At 69.5% G+C, this 23,425-nt stretch carries 25 protein-coding genes; 17 read left to right on the forward strand and 8 right to left on the reverse strand.

Going from position 1 to position 23,425, the window contains the following annotated elements; translation table 11 throughout:
• Nucleotides 1-20 precede the first annotated feature (20 nt).
• The 11 genes from ACZ6S8_RS31300 to ACZ6S8_RS31350 all read left to right on the forward strand — a co-directional run bounded on the left by ACZ6S8_RS31300 (nucleotide 21) and on the right by ACZ6S8_RS31350 (nucleotide 10,474).
• The gene (locus ACZ6S8_RS31300) at nucleotides 21-1,058 is read left to right on the forward strand and encodes an alcohol dehydrogenase catalytic domain-containing protein (protein ID WP_469460794.1); all 1,038 of its coding nucleotides are present in this window, start codon (nucleotides 21-23) and stop codon (nucleotides 1,056-1,058) included.
• Nucleotides 1,055-1,855, forward strand: a complete 801-nt coding sequence (locus tag ACZ6S8_RS31305) for a carboxymuconolactone decarboxylase family protein (protein ID WP_469460795.1) — start codon at nucleotides 1,055-1,057, stop codon at nucleotides 1,853-1,855. Before ACZ6S8_RS31300 ends, ACZ6S8_RS31305 begins: the two co-directional genes overlap by 4 nt.
• A complete protein-coding gene (locus ACZ6S8_RS31310) occupies nucleotides 1,852-2,691 on the forward strand; it encodes an SDR family oxidoreductase (protein WP_469460796.1) in 840 nt (279 codons plus the stop codon). Before ACZ6S8_RS31305 ends, ACZ6S8_RS31310 begins: the two co-directional genes overlap by 4 nt.
• A gap of 98 nt (nucleotides 2,692-2,789) precedes the next feature.
• The gene (locus tag ACZ6S8_RS31315; RefSeq protein WP_365626667.1) at nucleotides 2,790-3,641 is read left to right on the forward strand and encodes an aldo/keto reductase; all 852 of its coding nucleotides are present in this window, start codon (nucleotides 2,790-2,792) and stop codon (nucleotides 3,639-3,641) included.
• Nucleotides 3,642-3,674: 33 nt separating this feature from the next.
• Nucleotides 3,675-4,652, forward strand: a complete 978-nt coding sequence (locus tag ACZ6S8_RS31320; protein WP_469460840.1) for an aldo/keto reductase — start codon at nucleotides 3,675-3,677, stop codon at nucleotides 4,650-4,652.
• Between the two features lie 52 nt (nucleotides 4,653-4,704).
• Nucleotides 4,705-5,124, forward strand: coding sequence for a (R)-mandelonitrile lyase (locus ACZ6S8_RS31325; protein ID WP_469460797.1), 420 nt, complete (start codon nucleotides 4,705-4,707; stop codon nucleotides 5,122-5,124).
• A gap of 27 nt (nucleotides 5,125-5,151) precedes the next feature.
• Entirely contained in the window at nucleotides 5,152-6,138 is a 987-nt protein-coding gene (locus ACZ6S8_RS31330; protein ID WP_469460798.1) for a quinone oxidoreductase family protein, read from the forward strand.
• A gap of 138 nt (nucleotides 6,139-6,276) precedes the next feature.
• Nucleotides 6,277-7,044, forward strand: a complete 768-nt coding sequence (locus ACZ6S8_RS31335) for an ATP-dependent DNA ligase (RefSeq protein ID WP_469460799.1) — start codon at nucleotides 6,277-6,279, stop codon at nucleotides 7,042-7,044.
• A gap of 52 nt (nucleotides 7,045-7,096) precedes the next feature.
• A complete protein-coding gene (locus tag ACZ6S8_RS31340) occupies nucleotides 7,097-7,825 on the forward strand; it encodes a peptidase inhibitor family I36 protein (protein ID WP_469460800.1) in 729 nt (242 codons plus the stop codon).
• A complete protein-coding gene (locus ACZ6S8_RS31345; RefSeq protein ID WP_469460801.1) occupies nucleotides 7,822-9,417 on the forward strand; it encodes a phosphodiester glycosidase family protein in 1,596 nt (531 codons plus the stop codon). Before ACZ6S8_RS31340 ends, ACZ6S8_RS31345 begins: the two co-directional genes overlap by 4 nt.
• 209 nt (nucleotides 9,418-9,626) lie before the next feature.
• Nucleotides 9,627-10,474, forward strand: a protein-coding gene (locus ACZ6S8_RS31350) for an IS5 family transposase (RefSeq protein WP_469460802.1) whose coding sequence is annotated in 2 segments (ribosomal slippage) — nucleotides 9,627-10,002 and nucleotides 10,002-10,474 — 849 coding nt in all. Because the reading frame shifts where the segments join, the coding sequence is not laid out codon by codon here.
• 5 nt (nucleotides 10,475-10,479) lie between these two features.
• Here the strand turns inward: ACZ6S8_RS31350 and ACZ6S8_RS31355 are convergent.
• From ACZ6S8_RS31355 to ACZ6S8_RS31370, 4 genes are all read right to left on the reverse strand, one after another.
• Complete coding sequence (locus tag ACZ6S8_RS31355; protein WP_469460803.1) at nucleotides 10,480-10,785, reverse strand: hypothetical protein; 306 nt, start codon at nucleotides 10,783-10,785, stop codon at nucleotides 10,480-10,482.
• Nucleotides 10,769-11,035, reverse strand: coding sequence for a hypothetical protein (locus ACZ6S8_RS31360; RefSeq protein ID WP_469460844.1), 267 nt, complete (start codon nucleotides 11,033-11,035; stop codon nucleotides 10,769-10,771). Before ACZ6S8_RS31360 ends, ACZ6S8_RS31355 begins: the two co-directional genes overlap by 17 nt.
• 274 nt (nucleotides 11,036-11,309) lie before the next feature.
• Nucleotides 11,310-11,504 (reverse strand): hypothetical protein, encoded by a 195-nt coding sequence (locus ACZ6S8_RS31365; protein WP_469460804.1) that lies wholly within the window; start codon nucleotides 11,502-11,504, stop codon nucleotides 11,310-11,312.
• 54 nt (nucleotides 11,505-11,558) lie between these two features.
• On the reverse strand, nucleotides 11,559-12,665 hold the full coding sequence (locus ACZ6S8_RS31370) for a hypothetical protein (RefSeq protein ID WP_469460805.1): 1,107 nt from the start codon (nucleotides 12,663-12,665) through the stop codon (nucleotides 11,559-11,561).
• Between the two features lie 179 nt (nucleotides 12,666-12,844).
• On the opposite strand from ACZ6S8_RS31370, the gene ACZ6S8_RS31375 reads away from it, so the two are divergent.
• Nucleotides 12,845-13,390 (forward strand): SMI1/KNR4 family protein, encoded by a 546-nt coding sequence (locus ACZ6S8_RS31375; RefSeq protein ID WP_469460806.1) that lies wholly within the window; start codon nucleotides 12,845-12,847, stop codon nucleotides 13,388-13,390.
• Nucleotides 13,391-13,691: 301 nt separating this feature from the next.
• Here the strand turns inward: ACZ6S8_RS31375 and ACZ6S8_RS31380 are convergent, their stop codons facing one another.
• Both ACZ6S8_RS31380 and ACZ6S8_RS31385 read right to left on the reverse strand, forming a co-directional pair.
• The gene (locus tag ACZ6S8_RS31380; protein WP_469460807.1) at nucleotides 13,692-15,680 is read right to left on the reverse strand and encodes a PLL family lectin; all 1,989 of its coding nucleotides are present in this window, start codon (nucleotides 15,678-15,680) and stop codon (nucleotides 13,692-13,694) included.
• Between the two features lie 68 nt (nucleotides 15,681-15,748).
• A complete protein-coding gene (locus ACZ6S8_RS31385) occupies nucleotides 15,749-16,165 on the reverse strand; it encodes a Mu transposase C-terminal domain-containing protein (RefSeq protein ID WP_469460841.1) in 417 nt (138 codons plus the stop codon).
• 652 nt (nucleotides 16,166-16,817) lie between these two features.
• Between ACZ6S8_RS31385 and ACZ6S8_RS31390 the strand changes: the two genes are divergently transcribed.
• The 3 genes from ACZ6S8_RS31390 (at nucleotide 16,818) to ACZ6S8_RS31400 (ending at nucleotide 19,716) form a co-directional block, all read left to right on the forward strand.
• A complete protein-coding gene (locus tag ACZ6S8_RS31390; protein ID WP_469460808.1) occupies nucleotides 16,818-17,597 on the forward strand; it encodes a hypothetical protein in 780 nt (259 codons plus the stop codon).
• Nucleotides 17,598-18,200: 603 nt separating this feature from the next.
• Entirely contained in the window at nucleotides 18,201-19,301 is a 1,101-nt protein-coding gene (locus ACZ6S8_RS31395; protein ID WP_469460809.1) for a phage tail sheath family protein, read from the forward strand.
• A 262-nt stretch (nucleotides 19,302-19,563) separates the two neighbouring features.
• Nucleotides 19,564-19,716, forward strand: coding sequence for a hypothetical protein (locus ACZ6S8_RS31400; protein ID WP_469460810.1), 153 nt, complete (start codon nucleotides 19,564-19,566; stop codon nucleotides 19,714-19,716).
• A 32-nt stretch (nucleotides 19,717-19,748) separates the two neighbouring features.
• Here the strand turns inward: ACZ6S8_RS31400 and ACZ6S8_RS31405 are convergent, their stop codons facing one another.
• Both ACZ6S8_RS31405 and ACZ6S8_RS31410 read right to left on the reverse strand, forming a co-directional pair.
• On the reverse strand, nucleotides 19,749-20,081 hold the full coding sequence (locus ACZ6S8_RS31405) for an STAS domain-containing protein (protein WP_469460811.1): 333 nt from the start codon (nucleotides 20,079-20,081) through the stop codon (nucleotides 19,749-19,751).
• Between the two features lie 109 nt (nucleotides 20,082-20,190).
• A complete protein-coding gene (locus ACZ6S8_RS31410; RefSeq protein ID WP_469460812.1) occupies nucleotides 20,191-20,538 on the reverse strand; it encodes a MerR family transcriptional regulator in 348 nt (115 codons plus the stop codon).
• Between the two features lie 845 nt (nucleotides 20,539-21,383).
• Between ACZ6S8_RS31410 and ACZ6S8_RS31415 the strand changes: the two genes are divergently transcribed.
• Nucleotides 21,384-21,755, forward strand: coding sequence for an STAS domain-containing protein (locus ACZ6S8_RS31415; protein ID WP_469460813.1), 372 nt, complete (start codon nucleotides 21,384-21,386; stop codon nucleotides 21,753-21,755).
• Between the two features lie 590 nt (nucleotides 21,756-22,345).
• Nucleotides 22,346-23,353 (forward strand): helix-turn-helix domain-containing protein, encoded by a 1,008-nt coding sequence (locus ACZ6S8_RS31420; RefSeq protein ID WP_469460814.1) that lies wholly within the window; start codon nucleotides 22,346-22,348, stop codon nucleotides 23,351-23,353.
• Nucleotides 23,354-23,425 lie beyond the last annotated feature (72 nt).

Below are 23,425 nucleotides of genomic sequence, written 5' to 3' on the forward strand. Positions count from 1 at the left end.
CACGAAAGGCAAGATCTTCCATGCGCGCCACCCTCATGTACGGCCCCGCCGACGTCCGGGTCGAGAACGTTGCCGACCCGCGGATCGTCGAGCCCACGGACGCGATCGTCCGGATCACCCTGGCCTGCGTGTGCGGCTCCGACCTGCACCCCTACCACTCCATGGACAAGACCGACGAGGGTGCGCCGATGGGGCACGAGTTCCTCGGGATCGTGGAGGAGACCGGCTCGGAGGTCCGTGGTCTCAAGCGTGGGGACTTTGTCGTCTCCCCGTTCGCGTACGCCGACAACACCTGCCCGATCTGCCGGGACGGCTTCCACACCGCCTGCCCGCACGGCGGCTGGTACGGCGCCGGAGGCGTCGGCGGAGCACAGGCCGAGGCGATCCGCGTCCCCCAGGCCGACGGCACTCTGGTCAAGATCCCCACCGACGTCGACCCGGCGCTGCTGCCCTCACTGCTCGCCCTGAGCGACGTGTACCTCACCGGTTACCACGCCGCCCACATGGGCCGCGTCGAGCCCGGCAAGACCGTCACCGTGATCGGCGACGGCGCCGTCGGCCTGTCCGCCGTGCTCGCCTCCCGCCGGATGGGCGCCGAGAAGATCATCCTCATGGGCCGGCACACTTCCCGCACCGACCTCGGCAAGGAGTGGGGCGCCACCGACGTCGTCGCCGAGCGCGGCGAGGAAGGCATCGCCAAGGTGATGGACCTGACCGGCGGTGAGGGCTCCCACGTCGTCCTGGAGGCTGTCGGGCTCATGCCGGCCTACGAGCAGGCGTACGGCGTCGTGCGCCCCGGCGGGATCATCTCCCGCGTCGGCGTCCCGCAGTACGAGGAGGCCCCGGTCGGTTTCGGCTCGCTGTTCGGGAAGAACGCCCAGCTGGCAGGCGGGCCCGCCCCGGTGCGCGCCTACCTGGAGTCCGCCATCGCCGACGTGCTCGCCGGCCGGATCGACCCGGGCCGGGTGTTCGACGCCGAGGTCCCCCTGGACCAGGTCGCCGACGCGTACAAGGCCATGGACGACCGCACCAACCTCAAGGTCGTGGTCCGCCCGTGACCGCACGCAAGCCGAACGCCGCCGCTACCGCCGCGCACGAGCGACTCCTCCCCGGCCACGTCTCCACCCTCGCCGTCACCGATCCCGAGTTGATCGAGTACTTCGACAACTTCGCCTTCGACGAGGTCCTGCAGCACACGCAGGGGCTGCCGGAGCGGACCCGGCTGCTGACGCAGCTCGCGGCGATGATCGCCGTCGGCGCCCTCGCCGAGTACCGGGTGATGCTCGGCGCCGCCCTCACCATCGGCGTCACCCCGGTGCAGGCGAAGGAGATCGTCTACCAGGCCGTGCCGTACGCCGGCATGGCCCGGGTCTTCGACTTCCTGCACGCCACCAACGAGGTGTTCACCGACCGCGGTGTCGGGCTTCCTCTGGAAGGCCAGTCCACGACCAGCCCGGACACCCGGATGGAGCAAGGCCTGGCAGTGCAGAAGCAGATTGTCGGTGAGAAGGCCGTGGACGCCATGTACGCGAACGCCCCCGCCGACGAGCAGCACATCCAGCGGTTCCTTAGCGGGAACTGCTTCGGCGACCACTACACCCGCACCGGCATCGACGTCCCCACGCGTGAGCTGCTGACCTTCGCGATGCTCGCCGCGCTCGGCGGCGCCGACGCCCAGGTCAAGGGCCATGTCACCGCGAACCTGAACGTCGGCAACACCCGCGCCACCCTGCTCGCCGTACTGACCGGCCTGCTGCCGCTCATCGGCTACCCCCGCACCCTCAACGCCCTGGCCGCCGTCGACGCCGCCGCTCCGGCCGACACCGCCCCGGCCACGAAGAAGGACGACGCATGACCTCCCGTACCTGGCTCATCACCGGCGTCAGCAGCGGCCTCGGCCACGCCCTGACCACCCAGCTCATGGAACGCGGCGACGCGGTCATCGGCACCGTCCGCAACCTGGACAAGGTCTCCGACCTGACCGAGCAGTACCCCGACACCTTCCGCCCGGAGATCCTCGACGTCACCGACACCCGGGCCGTCCGCAAGACCGTGGACGCCGCGTTCGCAGCCGGCCGCGTCGACGTGATCGTCTCCAACGCCGGCTACGGACTGTTCGGCGCCGCCGAAGAGATCACCGACGACCAGGTTGACCACATCATCGCCACCAACCTCACCGGCTCCATCACCCTGATCCGCGCCGCGCTCCCGCACCTGCGCGCCCAAGGCGGCGGCCGCATCATCCAGATGTCCACCTACGGCGGACAGGTCGCCTTCCCCGGCAACTCCATGTACCACGCCACCAAATGGGGCATCGAGGGCTTCGCCGAGTCGGTCGCCCAAGAGGTTGCCCCGTTCGGCATCGGCGTGACGATCGTCGAGCCTGGCGGAGCGCGTACCGAGTTCCGCTACGGCAGCGCCCGGGTCGCCGACCCCATCGACGCCTACGAGGGCAACCCTGCCCACGCCTTCAAGGCCATGCTCGACCCGGCAGGCGGCCTCGCCCCAGGCGACCCGCAGCGCATGGCCGCCCGCATCATCGAGTCCGTCGACACCGGCCCGGCCCCGCTGCGGATGGTCCTCGGCTCCCAGGCGCTGGACTCCACCCTCGGTGTGCTGCGCAAGCGGATCGAGGACTTCGAGGCCCAACGCGACCTGGCGGCCTCCACGGACTTCCCGGCCGGCGAGTGACCCTCTCCAGGAATCCGGGCGGAAGCGGCCGGTAGCCGCTGCGGCCACCGCCCATACCGACCGACCGCTCCCATTCCCCGAACGACGAGGAGATCTCCGTGCAGAGCGTCACTTTGAACAACGGCGTCGAGATGCCGATCCTCGGCTACGGCGTCTATCAGATCCCGCCGGAGAAGACCGAGCAGGCAGTCGCCGACGCCCTCACGGCCGGCTACCGGCTTCTGGACACCGCGGCCGCCTACGGCAATGAGGAAGCCGTGGGCCGCGCGATCAAGAACAACGGGCTCCCGCGCGAGGAGCTGTTCGTCACCACCAAGCTGTGGGTTCAGGACGCCCCCGCCCAGGACAACGCCCGCCGCGCGCTGGAGACGTCCCTGACCAGGTTGGGCCTGGACCACGTCGACCTGTACCTGATGCACCAGCCCTACGGCGACGTGTACGGGCAGTGGCGCGCGATGGAGACCGCGAACCGGGAGGGCCTGGCCAAGGCGATCGGCGTCGCGAACTTCTTCCCCGACCGGCTCCTGGACCTGATTCTCAACAACGAGATCGTCCCGGCGGTCAACCAGATCGAGACCCACCCCTTCTTCCAGCGCACCACCGATCAGGTGCTGATGCGCGAGCACGGGGTCCAGCACCAGTCCTGGGGCGGCTTCGCCGAAGGCAAGAACGACCTCTTCACCCATCCCGTCCTGACCGAGATCGGCAAGGCGCACGAGAAGTCCGCCGCCCAGGTCGTGCTCCGCTGGCTGGTCCAGCGGGACATCGTCACGATCCCGAAGTCGGTCAGCCCCGACCGGATGGCGCAGAACTTCGACGTCTTCGACTTCGAACTCACCGACCGGCAGATGGCACAGATCGCCGACCTCGACACCGGCACGACGCTCTTCTTCGACCACCACGACCCCGAGATGGTCGCCTGGCTCAGCAAGCGCCGCCTCGACAGCTGAGAGCCGACCCCGCCCGACAGGAGAAGCATGACGATGAAGCACATCAAGCTGGGTGACCTGGAGGTTGCCCGGATCGGGCTCGGGGCGATGGGCATGTCCCACGGCCTGACCGGAGCCGGAAGCGACGACGCAGAATCCATCCGCACCATCCACCGGGCGGTCGACCTCGGTGTCACTCTCATCGACACCGCCGAGATCTACGGCCCCTACGTCAACGAAGACCTCGTCGGACAGGCACTCAAGGGCCGCCGCGACCAGGTGGTGCTGGCCACCAAGTTCGGCATGATCGACCACGGCGGCGCCGGCGCGTGGAACCTGAACTCCAGCCCCGCCAACATCCGCACCTCGGTCGAGGGGTCGCTGAAGCGGCTGGGCACCGACCACATCGACCTGTACTACCAGCACCGCGTCGACCCGAACATCCCTATCGAGGAGACTGCCCGCGCGGTCGCCGAGCTGATCGCCGAGGGCAAGGTCCGCCACTTCGGGCTGTCCGAGGCCGGCCCGGACACCATCCGCCGCGCCCACGCCGTCCAGCCCGTCACCGCGGTGCAGTCCGAGTACTCGCTGTGGACCCGCGGCATCGAGGAGCGGGTCCTGCCCGTCCTGCGGGAACTGGGCATCGGCCTGGTTCCGTTCGCCCCGCTCGGGCACGGCTTCCTCACCGGCACCGTCCGCAAGGAGAGCGACTTCGAGGAAGGCGACTTCCGCCGCGGCAACCCGCGCTTCACCGGCGAGAACTTCCGGCGCAACCTGGCCCTCGCCGACGAAGTCCAGGCCATCGCCACCGAGGTCGGCGCCACACCCGCGCAGGTCGCCCTCGCCTGGCTGCTGGCCCAGGGCGATGACATCGCCCCCATCCCCGGCACCAAGCGCGTCGCCCGCGTCGAGGAGAACACCGCCGCCGACCGCCTCCAGCTCAGCCCCGAGGTGCTGGCCAAGCTCTCCAGCCTCCCCCAGGCCGCCGGCGACACCCACAACGAAGCCGGCCTGGCCATGCTGGAACGCTGACCCACCCACTTCTCCCTCACATCCCACCCGTACGAAAAGCAAGGAGCATCCCGTGGAGTTCGTCAAGCCGCAGCCCACCGGCAAGGGACCTGAGGACTGGTTCAACGGAGACGTCTGGTTCGACGTCATCCACGCCGGTCAGGAACCCTCCCGCGTGCGCGCCAACATGGTGCGCTTCGCACCCGGGGCCCGCACCGCCTGGCACCACCACGCGGTGGGCCAGACCCTCCACGTGGTCGCCGGCGTCGCCCTGGTCGGCACCCGCGACGGAGTCGTCTTCGAGGCCCACCCCGGCGAGACCGTGACCTGCCCTCCCGGCGAGGAGCACTGGCACGGGGCCACCACGGAGAACTTCATGCAGCACCTCGCCCTGTGGGACGGCACCGCTCCCGACGACGACCGGCCCGAGACCACCTGGCTGGAACACATCACCGACGAGCAGTACGCCGCCCCGCGCACCCGCGCCCACTGACCCTCGCACGCGAAGGAAGAGCCACTCATGCCCGCGACGATGATCGCCCTCTTCGGTGGCGCCGGCCCCGACTGGGCCACCCGCCAAGTCCCCGTACCCCAGCCGGGACCTGGGCAGATCGTGGTCCGTGCCCGCTCAGTCGCCCTGAACAACGCAGACGCCTCCATGCTCACCGCCGCCGACCCCACCTCCGGCGGCACCGGCAAGGAGTACCAGGCCGGCTACGAGTTCGCCGGCGAGGTCACCGCCGTAGGCGACGACGTGACCACCCCCGCTGTCGGGGACCGGGTGATGGGCACGACCCCAGGCAGCTTCGCCCAGTACGTCCTCGCCGACCACCGCCACGTCCTGCCCGTACCCGACCACCTCGACTACGACGTCGCGTGCGCACTGCCCACCGGACTGCTCACCGAACACGGCGCCCTCATGACCGGCGGCTTCCGGGCCGGGCAGTCGGTGCTGATCACCGGGGCGACCTCCAGCATCGGCCTGATCGGCGTGCAGATCGCCAAGGCCCTCGGCGCCGGACAGGTCATCGCCACCACCCGCTCCGCCGCCAAGCACGACCTGCTTAAGCGGGCCGGTGCCGATAAGGTCCTGGTCGCCGGCGACCAGGACCCTGTCGGGGCCGTCCTCGACGCCACCGGAGGCAAGGGTGTCGACGTCGTCCTGGACCACGTCGGCGGTCCCACCTTCGCCGCGTGTCTTCCCGCCACCCGCGTCGACGGCGCCGTGGTCAACATCGGCCGCCTCGACACGGCCGAATCCACCATCGACCTCGACGCCCTGTCCTACCGCCACCTGCGCGTCACGGGAGTCTCCTTTGGCTTTACCCGGCCCGCTGAGCTGGGCGCCGTCATCGCCGCCGCCGGCGAGCAGCTGCTGCCCGCTGTCGCAGATGGACGCGTACGGCCCCGTATCGACACCACCCTCACTTTTGATACTGCCACCCGGGCCGCCGAACGGCTCCGATCCCACCAAGCCCACGGAAAGATCGTCCTCATCGTTCCCTGAGGGACCGACACACGAGCCGTTGAGAGCGGCCCAACCGCGCCCGGCGGCGAAAGCCCTCCGGGTCTGTGGGGGGCCTCCGGCCCGGCCGGGCAGAGGACATCACCGGCGCTGACGAGTCCCACGTGGTAGTTGTCGATCATGTCGTGGACACTGCCGGAACCGATACTCGCCACCCCTGTCGGCAGCCCGAGCCTCCCAGCACAGCATGCTGCCGAACCGAAGTGGGACGGCTACCGGGCTCTGCTGGCCCGGTACGCCGACGGCCGCGTGGTGATCCGCTCCCGTCGCGGAACGGACATGACCTCAGCTTTCCCTGAGATCACCGCAGCGGCCGCAAGGATCCCGGCGAACGTGGCCCTTGATGGCGAGCTGATCGTTTGGGAGGCCAACCGGCTGGCCTTCGAACGGTTGCAGGGCCGACTCAACCGTCCGGCCGCAGCCACTGCGCGGCTCGCCGAGCAGTGGCCGGTCCACTTCGTGGCGTTCGACATCCTGCGCCGCAGCGTTGACCTCACCGGAAAGCCGTACACCGCGCGCCGCGCCGCCCTGGAGCGACTCTTCGCGGAGCACGACCTCGGGCCTCAGTTCGCGCTGTGCCCGTCGACCACCGACCCGGCAACAGCGGCCGAGTGGCTGGAGTGGTCGTCGGTCGGGATGGAGGGCTTGGTCTTCAAGCGCTTGGACCAGCGGTACGCCGCGGGCCGCGGCTGGCGGAAGTACCGGTCGCGCGCATCGACCGAAGCACTGGTTTGCGCGGTCGGCGGCTCTCTTGCGTCCCCGACGACGGTCCTGCTGGGGCGGTTGGACGCGGGTGGTGTACGCATTTACGGCGACAGCACCGTGCTGACACGGGTGTGCGTAGTTGACGTACAGGAAATCCCGGTGAGAACGATCATGGTCGGTTAGCACACCCTACCCGATATATGGCCTGTGTAAGGATGCTGGCACACTGCACGCCATGAAGATCATCACACGGGGCGGGGGCGCCTTGATCGCGGGCGCCGTCGTGCTCTTCGCGACGCTGTTCGGGGCCCTGCCCGCGAACGCGGCCGGGTACGACTGCGGTACCCACACACTCTGTCTGTACAGCACCGAGGACGGCACGGGGAACGGCGGCCAGGTCCAGAGCTACGCCCGGGACAGGAACCCGGCCACGGGTGTCCTCGGCAACGAGGACGCGCAGTCCTACGAGGATTGGAACGACCAGGCGAAGTCCTTCCACAACCGCACGTTGTACTGGGCGTGCTTCTACGTGGAGACCTCGTACGGCGGTGCGGTCGTTCCGGTAAAGCCGCGGGCGAAGGGCACGCTGGCGGCGCTCGCCCCCGGACTGGGCGGCAGGCTGAGCTCCCACAAGCTGGTCCCCTCGCAGGGACAGTGCTTCACGGGCTTCGAGCGCTGCGAGGACGACAAGCTGTGCCTGTTCTACGAGCCGAACGGCCGGGGCCGGACCACGCAGCTCGACAAGGACTACACGACGTACCACCCGGACCACTGGGCGAACCGGGTCCAGGCGGTCTACAACCGCACAGCGTTCTCGGCATGCTTCTACGCGAAGCCGGCGGCCGAGCGCCTGCCCACGGACAAGCCCTTCCGGGTCCTGCCGGGTGATGCCACGACCATCGCGGCCCCGCACGCCAAGACCTTCAACTCCCACACCCTCAAGGACGACGGGGAGTGCCAGTGAGCACCCGTACCCGCCGCGCGGCACTCGCCTGCGCCACCGCCACCATGACGGCCCTGCTCGTGGCGGTGCCCGGCACGGCCGGATCGCTCGGCGTCCAGGCAGACGGTCCGGTGATCCCGGGCTGGCAGGAGGCCGCGCCCGACTCCGTGGATGTCGGGAAGGTCCTGGCCCCCGGCATCGAGCACTTCCGGTACCAGGAGAACCCGGTCACGGACCCCGCCCACCCCCGGTACGGGATGCCGCGCCGCGAGTTCAGCGTCCTGCGGATCGACCCGGCCAAGGGCTCCCTCCGGATCGAGAGCAGCACGGGCAAGGCGGCCGGTTCCGCGGAGATCGTCCGTGACCAGCTGAACGCCAACACCAAGAACCTGCCGATCGCCGGGATCAACGGCAGCTACTTCATGCGCGAGGGGCTCCGGAAGTCGGACCCCGCCGGCACCGAGGAGTCCGTCCAGAGCTTCGGGGCGACGGTGCGGGACGGTGTCCTGCTCGGCGCGGCCTGTCACGGGGCGAGCCGCAACTCGCTGGTGCTCCAGCACGGCATCCCCTACATCACCACCGTGAGCACGAAACTGGCGCTCAAGGAGAAGCTGCGCGAGGGCGCCACGGCGACGCCCGAGGAGATGGTGCTCGACGACGTGAACCGCGATCCCGGAGTGCCGCTGGCGTGCAAGCGCGAGGAAGGCGACGGAGAGAAGGTCGAGTTCACGCACTCCGGGGGCAAGGAGCTCGCAGCCTTCCAGGACCCCACGGAGCTCGTCCTCTTCAACGACCAGTACGGCCTCAAGACGCCCGCGCGGAACCTGATCGAGGACCCCAGGATTACCGCGGACGACGACGAAGGGTACGAGGTGCTGATCGCCGCGGACGGCACCCTTAGCCGGCCGCAGGCATGGACCGCGCAGCGCGGGGGCAAGGCGGTCCCCAAGGGGCAGTACATCCTCCAGGCAGTGGGCAAGGAGCGCGTGGACTGGCTCAAGGCGAGGCTCGCGAGTGGGGTGAAGTTCGACGTCAATCAGACGATGACCGACACCTTCGGCAACCGTCCCCTTCCCCTGGACGAGTCGGTGGACGTCGTCTCCGGTGGCGCCGACGCATTCGACGACGGGGTCGCCCAGGTGCCGAGCGTCTACGTGCTGACCACCAGCACCGATCCTGAGACGAGCGTGGAGCTGATCGACCCGTTGACCGGGGCGAAGGTCAGGGCCGCGCTCGATGAGGCAAAGCAGCCGGTGTTCAGCTCTTGCGCCCGCGCGGTGAAGACGGTCGGGAAGGTCTCCTGCCAAGACTCCCGGACCGTGGTCGGCGTGGACGACCAGGGCCGCACCCTCTTCGCCACCCTCACCGGGCCCCGCGACGAGGCCGACGAGGCCATCTTCGCGGGTGGCTTCCTGGTCGAACTCAACGCCCCCCTGACGGCGTTCGGCGTGATGGACGCGGTCAACCTGGACGGCGGCGGGTCGACCATGATGCTCATCCGCGACAGCGACCACCCGCAGAACTACCAGCGTCACACCGGCCTGACCGATCCGACGCACCGCGAGGTCTTCGATACGGTGTACGTCGGTTTCGGCGGCCGGCTTCTGGACTGACGTGATGGGTGACGGTGCGTCCGCTGCCGGCGGACGCTCCGTCGTCGGTTCCCGCTCCGTGAGCGGGAGGCGCTTCCGGACGGTCAGCGGAAGTGGTGGAGATTCGCGCGGCCCCAGTCCTCGTACGTGAGGGGGGTCCGGCCGATGACCTCCTGGACAGTGGGGCGCTGTCTAACAAGCCCTAACGAAATGATCTTCGGGCTGGTTGGATGAGCTGGAGGGCGTTCAGTTGGGGGTGCGGGGTGGCTCGGCGCAAGCCGTGGGAAGTCGACGACGAGTTGTGGGTGGTGATCGAGCCGCTGCTGCCGAAGGCCGAGCGACGGGTACGGCATCCGGGGCGGAGGCGGCATCCGGACCGGCTGGTGTTCCAGGGCATCCTGTTCGTTCTCCACACCGGGATCGCTTGGGAACACCTCCCGCAGGAATTGGGGTTCGGTTCGGGCATGACCTGCTGGCGACGCCTGGCGGAGTGGACCGAGGCTGGTGTCTGGCCGCGTCTCCACGAAACCCTCCTGGCCCGGCTCCGCGGAGCCGGCGCCATCGACTTCTCGCGGGCCGTGGTCGACGGCTCCCACATACGCGCGTTAAAGGGGGCTCCAAAACCGGACGAAGCCCGGTTGACCGGGGCAGGAACGGCAGCAAACACCACCTGATCACCGACGCCACCGGCATTCCGCTTGCCGCCACCCTGACCGGCGGCAACCGTAACGATGTCACCCAGTTCATCCCGCTGCTCCAGGCCGTCCCGCCGGTCCGCGGCAAGCGCGGCCGACCCCGCCGACGGCCCGACACCGTGCTCGGCGACCGCGGCTACGACCATGACAAATACCGGCGCATGGCCTGGGCCCTGGGCGTGAAACCCGTCATCGCCCGACGGGGCGTCCCGCACGGATCCGGACTCGGCACCGACCGCTGGGTCGTCGAGCGCACCTTCGCCCACCTCCACTGGCTCCGTCGGCTACGGATCCGTTGGGAAGTACGCGACGACATCCACGAAGCCTTCCTCAGCCTCGCCTGCTCGCTCATCTGCTGGCGACGCCTGAAGTCATTCCGATAGCAGTTCTAAGCGCTGGCAGCGCCATCGGCCTGGCCAGCACGCGTCCACCAGGCGATCACTCGCCCGGCCATCGCGTATGGCCGCAGGCCCAAGGAGTCGAGACCGAAGTGATCCTCCAACTCGTGCTGCAGGAACTCACCAAGCTCCGCCTGGCTGGCGCCACTGTGAAGCCTCCCGAGCAGGGGAACGAGCATGCAGTCGTACTCGTCCTGCACGTCGTCGGCGACGCCGATCGGGTCCCACTCATTGAGCAGATGCCGCAGGTCGTTCTCAGTGAGGTGCCCCAGGGTCTCATCACCCCAGACTGCCACCCGGGAACGACCACCATCCCTCGCCGCCGCCTTGATGAAAGCGAACTCCCGAGTCCTCCGTCCCCTCGTCGTCATCGTCAAGTTCGACCGCCTCCGGATCGTGCAACGGACGCAGGCCGCCGGCGACGGAGATGGAGGCGGTGGAGCTGAAGCGGCCCAGGACGTTGAGGTTCTTGTGCTTGAGCGGGGAGAGGCGGGCCACGTCCTCGTCGCGGCCGCGAAGTCGCCGCAACAGCGTGGACCAGCGCAAGCCTCACCCGCACCGCGGGTCGCTGCGTCGACGGCCTGCCCGCACCCCGGGTGCCCGGGGCGCTGCATCATCTACATCTTCGACGAGCCGCACTGGCCGGGGCTGCTGGAGGGTCCGACCGGGGGCGCAGGCACCAAGGTGCTCCTGCAGCGCCGTCTCGCGCAGTCCGGTCCGCGTGTTCCACGAGTGGGGTAACGGTTCGATTCGCGCCCACAGCGTGAGTCAACGGCACACACGAACAACGACTGGCGGTGCTGATGGAACGGCACCGCTGTCAGGCGGCCGGCCGGGTGCGAAGCCGCTGCACGTCCCGCACGAGCGTGTGCAAAGCGCTGAGGAAGATCACGACTGCGCCCACGAGCCAGAAGATCGAAGCGCCGGAGCGGTACTCACGAACGCCCGCAATGACCAGGATCACGCAGGCCAGGACGCCGAAGGCCGAGATCAGAGCGCTGATACGGTGAGTCACAGGGACATCATCAACGATGACCTCGGCCAGCGGAAGTGATCCAAACGAACCGGCCTAGCCGTCCAGGTCCGCAGCAAGGTCGTCGCGCCAGCGTACGGACAGGCGCCGGCCGAGGATCGTCTCGGCAGCGGCCGGCAGCGGCTTCAGCAGGAACTCGCGCAGAGCCCCGGCCGCCGAGTCCCGGACGGCCCACGCGGCGTGGTCGGCTTCGGTGACCGGCGCCGTATCCGCTTGGTGCCGGGCCTCGTCCAGCAGGCCCCGTGCCGCTCGGGCCTCCGCGGAGAGGGTCCTCATCCGCAGGTCCAGGGGCCCGTCGGCTGGAAGGTCCACCGGCTCGTTGCGGTGGATCCGCTCCAGTGCCTGCGCGATCTCCGGGTAGGTGTCGATGCCGGTCTCGGACGCCAGCCGGGCGAGCTGCGCCGCCATCGCGGAGCGCAACCGCTGCGGCGGCGTCCGCTCGACGAGTGCCTCGAGGTCGAAGTCGCGTACCGAGGAGACTGGATGCCGTGCCGGTGGCACGTCGCTGAGGACCGGCAGGAGCAGCGCGCTCGCCAGCGGCTCGTCGCCGTCGCCTTCCGGGTCCCAGGTGATGTCGTGCTCCTGCGTGAGGTCGGCCAGGAGCCGGGTGTAGGCGGCCGTTGAGCCGGGCCAGGGATCGACGCCGATTCGCTGCCACTGCTGCCCGCAGGCTCCCAGGACCGGCTGCCCGTCGGCATCGGTCACGTAGTCCTCGCGGGGTGAGTCGACCCGGCGGGATGCCTCGGGCTGCTCGACACCGTCGTCGACGACTGCGACGTGCACTTCGGGTCCCTGCTTCGACAGCCTCACGACGCGGGTCCCGCGGGACAGCCGTCGCAGCACTTCCGGACGGCCGAACTGGGCGTCGCCGCTTTCCTGGGTGGCGTACGACCACCCGTCGCCGCACCACCCGGCCCGGACCATCGGACGGTACGCCGCCCAGGATGCGGCAGCCGACAGCCGCGTCTGCTCCCGGCTGCGCGGCCGGACGGTCGCGGGCACGGAGCCCAGCCTGTCGAGGAGTTCCTCGGGCGGAATTCCGGCCACGAACACGACGTCCGGCTGACGTGGCGCGGCCTGCGCGGCGGGGGCTTCGACGGTGATGATGATGTAGGCCCCGTCGGGCCGCGGGGCGGACGGCACCGGCGCGGGCGGGGGCGGGATCAGCGGTTCGGTGGCCTCGGCGGCGAGGCCAAGGGGGAGAGCGGATCCGGGATGATCGGCTTCGTCTGGCCCGGCTGAGGAACGGTTTGAAGTGGTCCCACCCGGCGCCGACGGACGCTCTCATCGGCTCGGTCAGTCCCTTCTGCGAGCATGTCGCCATGACAATCGGACCACCTGATCAGCGTCCCGCTGAGGCCGCCCTGGAGTTCCTCCGTTCGGCGTTCGAGCCGGAGTGGCGGGAGTCGGCTCTCGGATACGAGGCGGTTTCGGCGTGGGAAGCCGAGAACGGGGCTGTGCTCCCGGAGCCGTACCGGAGCCTGGTCGCGGAGATCGCCAACGGGTCCTCGCTCGGGCCGCCGGAGGACGGTGGCCTGCTGCCCCTGGGCTGGCTCCCGCCGGGCTGGCCCTTCCAGGTAGGCCGGAATCCCGCGGCGCCGTTCCCGCTCCAGGAGACCTGGGCCTGGGAAGGCGAGCCTCTCGCCCAAGACCACAGCGCGCGCGTTGCCGACGTCTACAGCCACGGATCCGTCGTGCTGGGCACCGACGATGGACTCTCCTACTGGGTCCTCGTCGTCAACGGACCCCAACGGGGCAAGGTCTGGCTGGTCAGCGACGTCGGAGCCTACTCGTATCCGGGGCCGGAAGCCTTCGGCTTCCTGGAGTGGGTTCAGCGCTGGCAGACCGGCGCCGGCTGGTGGGACTGACCACCCCTGCACGTCGTCCGCTCCACCCCAGGACAGCCCGGAAACGTCACCCGGTCGAGGGGTGGGGCCACTTCAGTCCACTCAGCGGGGACACCTCCTGAATCGTTCACCCGGCCTAAAAGTGGGGCCACCGCGGACCGTCCATCGACCGAGCTGTCCTTACGCGTCTCAGCGGCGTCACTCACCGACTTCGCGATGCACGGCGCCGGCGCCGGCACCGCGGCGTGCGCGGAAACCGCCGCGAGGAGCAGCACGGCGGCGAAAGCCGCCGGACCTGCGTTCAGATGTCGATCCCAAAGAGTCAGCGGCGGTACATGACGTACAGCTTGCCGTTGTGGACGGCTGTGGCAGCTTCTTCCTTGGGCTTGTTCGCACTCGGGCCTCCGACGGGTGAGGTGGCGCTCCAGGTGCTGCCGACGAGGGTGGCGCTGTACAGGGTGCCGTCCATGCCACGGAGGAAAACCCACAGTTTGTTGTTGTGGGCGGCGAGGGCGGCTCCGTGGGGGATACGCCAGCCGGAGGGGGAGGCGACGTCCTTCCAGTTTCCGGTGAATTCACACCGGGTCAGGTGCAGCCGGTCCTGGTGGGTGTCACCCATCCCCCGGACGGCCTGCCACATCGTGTTCCCGAGCGTGGTCAGGGCCACCGGACTGGCCGTCCTCCAGGAGTGCCACTGGACGGAGCTGCTCCAGTTCGGGTCGCTTCCGTCGTAGTAGTTCTCCCAGACCCTTCCGTCCGAGCCGGAGTGCACCATCCACAGCTGGTCTCGCCAGGCGGTCATGGCCGGGGCGTTGGCGACATCGCCGATGCGGAACTGGCGCGCCGCGCTCCAGGTCGTACCGCTTTCGTGGGAGCTCCAGTAACCGCGGCCGTCCAGTCCGGCCATGCCGCAGTACAGCTTGTTCCGGTAGACGGCCAAGGCCGGCGGGAAGGCGCAGGACCATCCTTGGATCCGTGTGGGCGCGGTCCAGTTTTGGCCTTCGAGCCTGGTCCACATGACCGCTTGGTCACTGGGGCGCAAGAAGAGGGCGTGCAGTCTGCCGCCGAAGGAGGCCAGGGCGGGGGTGGCCATCGCCTGCCAGGGCAGGGCGACGGGGGCGCTGGGGGTGTCCGCGGTGTAGGTGATGTATTCGAGGGTGGTGGTGGGGAAGGGGATGGTGGCGCCTGTGAACTTGGCCTTCAGTTCGTGGTGGCCGTCCCCGTTGAAGTGCCATTGCGCGCTGCCGCTGTGGGAGAGCGCGGCCAGGGTGCGTTGGTCGAGGAGGAGAGTGCGGGAGCTGGAGACGTCGTTCCTCGCGACCAGGTTGACGATGTTGATCGTGAGGGCGGTGATGTCCATCAGGAGTCCGAAGACGTCGGGCACCACGGCGCCGATGGCATCCCACGCGAGGCTGAAGAGACGATTGCCGTTCAACCGGTTGAGGGCTTCTCGGAAACTGTCGTCGTTGCCATCGCCGGTGTCCCACTCCCAGCATGTGACGTTGAGGATCAGCCCGTTTTCGGCACGCCCCTGGAAGGCCAGCCGGTCACGGGTGAAGGCCGGCGTCTGTCCCTCCCGTGCGGTCTCTCCGCCGAACTCCTGCGACAGGAACGGTCTGGCGTGCATGCCCAGGTCGCTCTGGCCTCCGGAAGTCCAGCGGATCTCGTCCCTGGTGCTCGGCCAGCCGTCACCAACCGTGCGGTGGACACGGAAATTCTCGTATTCCAGCGTGAACTGATGGGCCGCCCGCTCGTCCTCGCGTGGCGCCTTCTGGCTCCCGTGGGCGTCTTCGGAGGCGGCCGCCCATGCAGGCACGGTGACTGCGAAGCCCCACTCGCGCATGCCCTCGATGAACTCGGGGCTGTCGAAGTCCTCCCCCGCGGCCAGCGCCTCGGGTTCGACCGTCGAATGGTTCGACTGCGCCCGCCATTGCTCTGCCACCGCCGGCAGATCCCCGGCCAGGTCCGTAAAGCCGTACCCCTCGGAGAGCGAACGGCTCGTAATGACCTCGGGCACACCCACCAGAGTCCCGTGAGTGCTCAGCGACTCACCATAGACCCGCCCCCATTCCTTGACCTCTTCCTCCGTCAGCACGCCCCGCAGCGAGCCCAACAGCAGTTCCTCCAGCTCGGTCAACGACTCACCCCGCCGCAACCGGTCCGCGGCATGCAGCAACGCCCCGAACATCACGTTCACCCTCGGTGCGCGCGACAGGCTCCGCGCCATCCGCGAATCACCCCGCGTCCCCGACAGCAGACCCCGCAACCGCTCCAGCCGCTCCGGCTCCATCGAACCCGCCTGCTCCGACACCGGACACCCCTCTTATCAACCATCCCGTAGCCGGAAGGACCACGGCCCGGGCCGACGCTAAAGCACCACTAACGGGCCGAAAGGAGTGAAGGAACCAACCAGCCACAAAGGAGACCGAAAACGCCACCTTGTCCCCGACCCGACTCCATGACCAGCACCATGAAAAGCACCGCGGCACCCGGCGGGACACCTTGCGACGTTCGCGGCCGAGCCGGGCGGCTCCTCACGATGCTGGACGCGGAAGGCCTCTGGCCTGCTCGGCGGTCAGCTGCCCGGCCGACAGCGCGGAGCACAGGTACGTGCCGCCCAGGCAGACCGATGCTCCGGTCGTCGTGCGGCATGTAGCGGATCTGGACGATCTGGCCGACCCTGCCGCAGATTTCGGGCGCGACGCAGGAGAGAGCGCACCGGCGGATGCCGCCCTTTCCGATGGTGCGTTCCTCTCCCGGCTGAACGAAGAGGATGATTCCGTCGCGCAGCGCCAGCGCAGTGGGCTCCGCTTAGCTCCCGTTCGGGTACGGCGCTGTCCCCCGCACCGGTGCACCGGTGTAGGTGTAGCGGTGCAGGTGTAGCGGTGCAGGTGTAGCGGGAGCCGGTCAGGATGGTGCCGAGGGCGGTGTGCATCGCCGATCGCACCACCTCGTAGCGGACGACGGTCTCGTCGTCCTTGCGGTCGGCTTCGACCATGTCCAGTGCCGCGCGGTCGAGGCGGGTGTGGGGCAGCCAGTCCACGACGACCAGGCCGGGCGTCTCGCCTGGTGGGCGGCTGAGGGAGCATGGACATCAAACCTGACACACCTCGGTGAGCAGGGCGCCTGCGAGCTGATGCTGATGGCGAAGTCCTGGCATAGCCGCCGGAGCGAAGCGCGGTGGTCGCCCGTGCGGCGTGCGCCTACGGCTGTACCACCGGCTGCACGGGTGGTTCGGGCCGTCCTGATAGGTATTTATCGCCTTTTTGGTCGGGATGTCATGGTGAGGGTGCCAAGGTCATGGGTGGTACTCGCAGCCGGGTCCGCCGGCGTCAGGGTTGCCCGCGGCCTCCGGTTCGAGACGTCAAGTGCCGATGGGCAGCAGGCGGTTTACGGCCGCGCTGTCCTTCCGTAGCACATCCGGCACGAACAGCAGGAGTTCCCTCTCATGCGCATGCGCACAGTCTTCTGCACCCTGCTCGTCGCAGCGATCGGCGCGACAGGCACCACCGCGGTACAGGCCCAGGCGGCCGCCCCGTCCGTCAAAACCGTCACTGCCACCGGCACCGCCGATAACACCGCCGTGACCGCCACCTGCCCGGACGGCTACGTGGTGACCGGGGGCGGGTACTCCACGGAGTCCACCTATAAGGACATCAGGGAGAACCTCCCGTCCTCCAAGACCGCCTGGACCGTCACCGCTCGCGAAGACGACCGGGACGACGCCCCCGGGCCGTTCACCGTGTACGCGCAGTGCCTGGCGGATCCCGAAGGACAGCTCACCAGCATCGTGAAGGCAACCGGCAACGGCAAGATCAAAGCGGCGACGTGCCTCAGCGGGAAGGTGACCGGCGGCGGCTGGAGCTACGAGGCGGACGGGATGAGCCCGGAGTTCAGGCGCTCCGCGATGTCCCGTGCCGGTGACGCCTGGGAAATCACACCCCAGGCAGAGGCGATCGGGGATTTCGGCGTGTATGCCGTGTGCCTGACCTCGGCTGACGCCACCGTCACCCCGGCCGCCGAGACCGTGGTCACCCCCGGCGATGCGACCGTGTACAAGGCGAGCTGCCCCGAAGGGCAGCTCGCGGTAGGAGGCGGCTACCTGTCCATCAACATCCCGAAGAGCTTGAAGCCCGCCGCCGACAACACCGGATGGGAGTTCGTACACGGGGGCAAGGACGGAACGCCCCGGCAGGTGAGCGTCATCGCCGAGTGCCTCAGCATCTGAGGAACATCCGTGTGAATCCGGGCACCTGACAGGTACCCGGGTGTTCCTCAACCCCCGCTTCGCCGCCATCCGTACGGATGGCGGCGAAGCGGTGCGCCCTGCGGCGGGCGGCGCAGAGCCGCCAGTTACTCGGAAGAGGAACGCGGCAACCTGCTGAAGAGGCCGGACCAGATGTTCGTCGTCGCCTATCAGGACGAGGAGTCCGCCGAGACGGCCGCGGAGCTCTTCCAGCTGGCAGGCGCCAAGGTCGTGGTGAACCAAATCTCCGACCGGAGCGGGGGCAGCCCGCGAGGCCGGGGCGAGGCGCCGGAGGACCCACTCGACCCCGCGAAGTCCACATATCGCGCATGTGGGGCGTGTGTGATGCATGGCGAGGCGAGTCTGGCGTGTCCTGGGGCTAGGCAGCGCTCTCATCGGGGTGTGACGGGGCAACGGGCGCCTTGGCGGAGCGTGACCGCCGGGTGCGGCGGTGGGGCAGTTGCATGCGTGATGCATTACCTGAAATGCGGTGTGGCGTTGGTCAGAACACGCAAAGAGCTGCGGGTGCTCCGGCCCAGGCGCATGATCACCCGCGTCGCGCACACCACAGTGGAGGAGAGTCCCATGGCAGTTTCCTACCCGGGCGTCTACGTCGAGGAGACGTTCAGCCTCAGCCTGTCCGTCCAGGGGGGGCAGACCGCGGTGACGGCGTTCGTCGGTGATTTCGCCGGTGTGCCTGCGGGCGGGGTGCGGGTGAACAGCTGGCTGGACTTCACCCGGTGGGCCGACGAGGACGGCAAGAGGGATGTCTTCACGGGGCTGGGGCCGGTCCTCAGGAGCTACTTCCAGAACGGCGGCGGGTACTGCTATCTGGTCAGCACCGCCGAAGCCTCGCTCGCCGAGGCACTGGAAGCGGTGACCGGGCTCGGGGACGTGACGATCCTGGTCGCCCCCGGTCTGTGGGACCACGGCGCGCAGGCGGCCGGCGAGTGGGCCCGCGCGCTCGCAGGCTGGGCCGCGCAGAACAAGGCGATGGCCGTCCTGCACACCGACCGGGACCACTCCGCCGGCCAGGCCGGTACGGCGATCGACGCCTGGGGCCTTGACGAGGAGGTGCGCGGCTACGCGGCGGTGTACTTCCCCTGGCTGCGGCAGAGCGGCGACGACGAGCCGGTCGCACCCAGCAGCGCCGTCGCGGGAGCCTGGGCCGCGGTCGACCGTGAGCGCGGCGTGTGGAAGGCTCCCGCCAACATCACCCTGCGCGGCATCACCGGCCCGCTCCGCCCGGCCTCCGACACCGACCAGGGCACCCACCTCAACGTCAACTTCATCCGCGCCTTCGCCGGCAGCGGCACCCTGATCTGGGGCGCACGGACTCTCTCTGACACCGACCAGTGGCGCTACATCCCGATTCGCCGCCTCTTCAACGCGGTCGAACACGACATCCAGCGGATGCTGCGCACTGCGGTGTTCGAGCCCAACAGCCAGCCCACGTGGGAGCGGGTACGCGCAGCAATCGACAACTACCTGCACGGTCTGTGGCGGCAGGGCGGCCTCAGGGGCCAGACGCCGCAGGAGGCGTACTTCGTCCAGGTCGGCACCGGCATCACGATGACGCAAGACGATCTGGCTTCGGGCCGGCTCATCGTCAAGGCCGGCCTCGCCGCCACGCGGCCCGCGGAGTTCGTCATCCTGCAGTTCACCCAGGAGATCGGCCAGGCCTGAACCGTCCCGCTGAGCCCCCGGGGGCTGCCACAGACAGCACACAGTGGCGGCCCCCGGAGGGCCTACTCGGGGCCGTCCCCCTCACCCGGGCACATCGCGCCCGACCCCGTCTGGCGTCGACGAGACGGGACCACCTGCGGGCAGGCGCTCTCGGCGGGCACCAGAAAGACGGAAGTACCAGCCTCACCCCGCCGGCGTTGTACCGGCATGACCCCCCACACCAGCACCGCCTGATCACGCTGCCGCTCCGAGCCGGTTCGCGATGTACGAGGCGGCCCTGATCCGCCGCCAGCTCACCGACACCGAATGGCACGAGCTCCTCAAGACCCGGCCACAGCTCGCCGCCGCCCTCACCGCGCATGAACGGGGGCGGCCCGGCGGTGCCGTCCCCGGCCGAAGCGGACGCCGGGCCTGACCCGTGCACGCCGTCGTAGCCGGGTGCCACGGCTACAGGGTTCGGGCCTCTTCCACGGTGTCGGCGATCGTGAACAGCGGGCCGGCCAGGGTGATCTCCAGGACCTGGGCCAGGAGGCGGGGCAGCGGGCCGGCCAGGACCAGGCGGCCGCTGCGCCGCAGGTACAGCATGGCGTCGAGCATGGCGGAGTCGGCGAAGGTGATGCGGCTGACGTCAAGGACGATCCGCCGGACCGCCGGGTCGGCGAGGGCCCGTGCGCAGGCCTGCCGCAGGGGTTCCAGGGAGGACTGGTCGAACTCTCCGGAACACGCGATCACACAGACGTCGTCGCCCTCGTCCGGGAGTACCAGGACGCCTTGTTCCACGGACTTTCCTCGATCGGGCTCAGGGGTCTCGGCTGGGCAGGGGATAGGGGAGAGCCGATGTGGGGGATCTCCGCATCGGCTCGTGAAGATGCGTGAGGGGTGGAACCGGTCAGGCCGCGGTCCGGGGCCGTGCCGGCGCCGCGGCGGTGGCGGCCTGCTGCTGCTCGGCGTTGATGCGCTGCGCCTCCAGGAGCTGGTCCTCCAGGATGACGATCCGGCAGGCCGCCTCGATCGGGGTGCCCTGGTCGACGAGCTCGCGCGCGCGGGCCGCGATGCGCAGCTGGTAGCGGGAGTAACGCCGGTGCCCGCCCGCGGAACGCAGCGGGGTGATCAGGCGGGCTTCACCGGTCGCGCGGAGGAAGCTCTGGGTGGTGCCGAGCATGTCGGCGGCCCGGCCCATCGTGTAGGCGGGGAAATCGTCGTCGTCGAGACGACCAAGCGTGTCGTCTGCTGTCATTTCACCTCTTTCTGGAGCATGCGGAGGGGCCCTGGTGCCTATGGCACCAGGGCCCCGAAGGAACTGCTACACCATCTGCCGGCCCTGGTACTGCGCCGGCCTACTTGCTCCGCCTACCCGACCTGAGCTCTGCGTCGGGACTGCGGGGATCGCGGTTGCTCGACCGGAGACCACCTCACTACTCGATGTCCTGCGGTACCCGGACTCGCGTGGCGTCCGGGCGATCCTGATGGCGACCAATCCCTCCGTTCATCCCTCGGATGATCAACTGCTGTACTGCTGGTACTGCGAACTGCTTGTACCGCTCGTGGCCTGACCGAGCGCCACGCTTTCGGCAGCCAGCCCCGTCGCCCGTCCTGCGTCTGCTCTGGCTTAGAACCCCACTGCCGAACCTCCCGGTGCGGACGCCCACCTTCGACGCCCTGACCGAGGTACTGCCTACTGCGAACTGCTGGTACTGCGTGTGGTGGCCCCTGATGACTGCGGGCCACCCGGTCCGGTGACCAGTCCCGTCGCCGACCTGCAACTGCTCTGGCTTCGACACTCCACCACCGCACCGCACTGCTGAACTGCAACAACCTGTACTACTGCCCGGCAGTTCGTCTCTGCCGGACCCTTCTTGACTGGGCTACGAGAGAAACCATAACCACACCACCACCCAATGTCTACTCCGGCCATCACAGATTTCCGGACGGGCTACGGAGAGGTAATCGGCGGCGGCGGGGCATGCCGGCGCAGGACGGCCGACGGCCGGTCCGGGAGGGGAGGAGAGTAGGTGAGGACGGGTTCGGCCCACGGGGTGAAGCGGTTACGGTCGGCGGAAAAACGGCTACTCCGGGGGAACGATGACCGATCACGACCAGCCCGCACAGCACCCCTCGCCGGCAGCCGTATCTGCGGCCCCGCCCGCCGTGGTGGTGGTCAGCGTCGCCGGGGAACTCGACATGGACACCGACCGCACCGCCGCCCTCGACGCGGCACTGCAACGCGCGATCACCGACCCCCACAACCCTCCGGAAATCACCCTCGACGTCAGCGGGCTCGGGTTCTGCCACTCCGCCGGCCTCAACGCCCTGCTCCGCGCCCAGCTCACCGCCCTCTCCCACGGCCGCACCCTGCGCCTGCGCGGGCCGAACCCACAGCTCCTCAACCTCCTGCACCGCACCGGCGCCCTCACCCTCTTCGACCACGAGCCCCGGCCCCCGGCGGTTGCCTGACCCGCACCGGGCAGGCGGCTGCCCAGGGCACGGAGCTGCGTACGAGCAGAGCCGGCGGGCGAAAGGCCCGAGCCCCGGCCCCGGGCCGCATCCCCGGGAGACGTCCCCGGGAGGCCGGCCCCCGAGCTGCTATCCGCACTCCGTACCAGCCGGGGGCTGTCCGGCGACGGGGCGCCGACACGTTGAGCGGCGGACGCTGCTGCGGTAGGCGGGGCCGGCCCGCAGAGCAGACAGGCCGACGTCCTGGAGCGGTGGTCACGCCGGTAGCCGTGCCGAACGCCCCGGCGGCCGGGGCGGGCCCGTCGTACAGGCTGACCTCCCCCGGCCCACCCCACCAGCGCGCAGCCGGCGGACGGGCCGGAGCGTCGGGGACGGCGTGCGCAAGTCGCCGGGGTGCCCGCGGACACCGCGGGCAGAGGGAAGGTCCTTTGCGGCTGTCCGGGTTCAGCCCAGGGGCGATCCTGCTCGGGGTGGGGTGACGCCCGGCCGTGAGGCTCGTTGATCGTTTCTGCACGGCGGCGCGTCCTGCCGGGCCCGGCCGTGGCAGTCCCGTGGCCGGCAGACGGTCCCGAGCCGGAGGTGCACCACCCGTGGCGGCGAACGGAAATCCCACCATCCGACGGCGCCGTCTGGGCGCGGAGCTGCGCCGGCTTCGTCTGGCCAGTGGCCTGACGGGTGCGCAGGTGGCCGGGGAGCTGATGGTCTCCCAGCCCAAGATCAGTCTTCTGGAGAACGGGCTCCGTGCGATCGGTCCCCGCGACGTGCGCGAGCTGTGCGGCCTCTACGGAGTCACGGACCCGCAGGCCGTCGACTCGTTGATGCGGATGGCGAGGGAGTCGGGCCGGCAGGGGTGGTGGGTTGCCTGGGGCGAAGTCCCGTACAGCGTCTACATCGGCCTGGAGAGCGAGGCCGCCGCGATCTGCTCCTACGAGCCGCTGGTGATCCCCGGTCTGCTGCAGACGCCCGCCTACGCGGCCGCGGTCATCGCGGAAACGATCCCCCTGGCCACGGCCGAACAGGCCGCCGCGCGCCTTGAGGTACGGCTGCGCCGCCAGCACCGGATCCACCACCCGGCCCGGTCCTTCCGCCTCTGGGTGGTGCTGGACGAATCGGCACTGCACCGGACGGTCGCCAGCCCCGCCGTCATGCGTGAACAACTGGAGCACCTGAACCATCTCGGCACCCAGCCCCACGTCACCGTGCAGGTCCTCCCCCACAGCCTCGGCGCCCATCCCGGCGTCTCCGGGCAGTTCTCCGTCCTGCGCTTCACGGACGCCCCGGACGGCGGGACGGTGTACCTGGAACGGTTCACCAGCGACCTCTACCTGGAGAAACGATCCGACGTACAGCACTACACCGTCATGTACGAACACCTCCAGGCCCAGGCCCTCAACCCCGACGACACCCGCAGATTCATCACCCAGACCGCCCAGACCTACCCCGCACCCTCCCTGCGGTCAGACCGCGGGCCCGAACCGGGCTGCTCGGATCCAGGTCGGGGGCGTACGGGGCGGTCACGGGCGGGGGTATCCGTGGCCCACGGGCGGGTAGTCCCGGCCTGGGAGTCCGGCGACCTCGTACCGGACGATCCGCCTTGACGGCCTACCCCTGGCGGGGTTCCCTGCTGGGTATGGAACCCCTGTTCTTACTTGGGCTGTTCGTCGTGGGTG

The sequence above is a fragment of the Streptomyces sp. NPDC048461 genome (assembly GCF_055587105.1).

What these genes read in the sequence shown, in the direction of transcription:
- ACZ6S8_RS31320 (WP_469460840.1), top strand. Translation starts at nt 3,675, where the DNA reads ATGAAGCACATCAAGCTGGGTGACCTGGAGGTTGCCCGGATCGGGCTC.
- ACZ6S8_RS31340 (WP_469460800.1), top strand. Translation starts at nt 7,097, where the DNA reads ATGAAGATCATCACACGGGGCGGGGGCGCCTTGATCGCGGGCGCCGTC.
- ACZ6S8_RS31415 (WP_469460813.1), top strand. Translation starts at nt 21,384, where the DNA reads ATGACCGATCACGACCAGCCCGCACAGCACCCCTCGCCGGCAGCCGTA.
- ACZ6S8_RS31310 (WP_469460796.1), top strand. Translation starts at nt 1,852, where the DNA reads ATGACCTCCCGTACCTGGCTCATCACCGGCGTCAGCAGCGGCCTCGGC.
- ACZ6S8_RS31410 (WP_469460812.1), bottom strand. Translation starts at nt 20,538, where the DNA reads ATGACAGCAGACGACACGCTTGGTCGTCTCGACGACGACGATTTCCCC.
- ACZ6S8_RS31390 (WP_469460808.1), top strand. Translation starts at nt 16,818, where the DNA reads ATGCGCATGCGCACAGTCTTCTGCACCCTGCTCGTCGCAGCGATCGGC.
- ACZ6S8_RS31330 (WP_469460798.1), top strand. Translation starts at nt 5,152, where the DNA reads ATGCCCGCGACGATGATCGCCCTCTTCGGTGGCGCCGGCCCCGACTGG.
- ACZ6S8_RS31335 (WP_469460799.1), top strand. Translation starts at nt 6,277, where the DNA reads ATGTCGTGGACACTGCCGGAACCGATACTCGCCACCCCTGTCGGCAGC.
- ACZ6S8_RS31395 (WP_469460809.1), top strand. Translation starts at nt 18,201, where the DNA reads ATGGCAGTTTCCTACCCGGGCGTCTACGTCGAGGAGACGTTCAGCCTC.
- ACZ6S8_RS31300 (WP_469460794.1), top strand. Translation starts at nt 21, where the DNA reads ATGCGCGCCACCCTCATGTACGGCCCCGCCGACGTCCGGGTCGAGAAC.
- ACZ6S8_RS31375 (WP_469460806.1), top strand. Translation starts at nt 12,845, where the DNA reads ATGACAATCGGACCACCTGATCAGCGTCCCGCTGAGGCCGCCCTGGAG.
- ACZ6S8_RS31400 (WP_469460810.1), top strand. Translation starts at nt 19,564, where the DNA reads ATGTACGAGGCGGCCCTGATCCGCCGCCAGCTCACCGACACCGAATGG.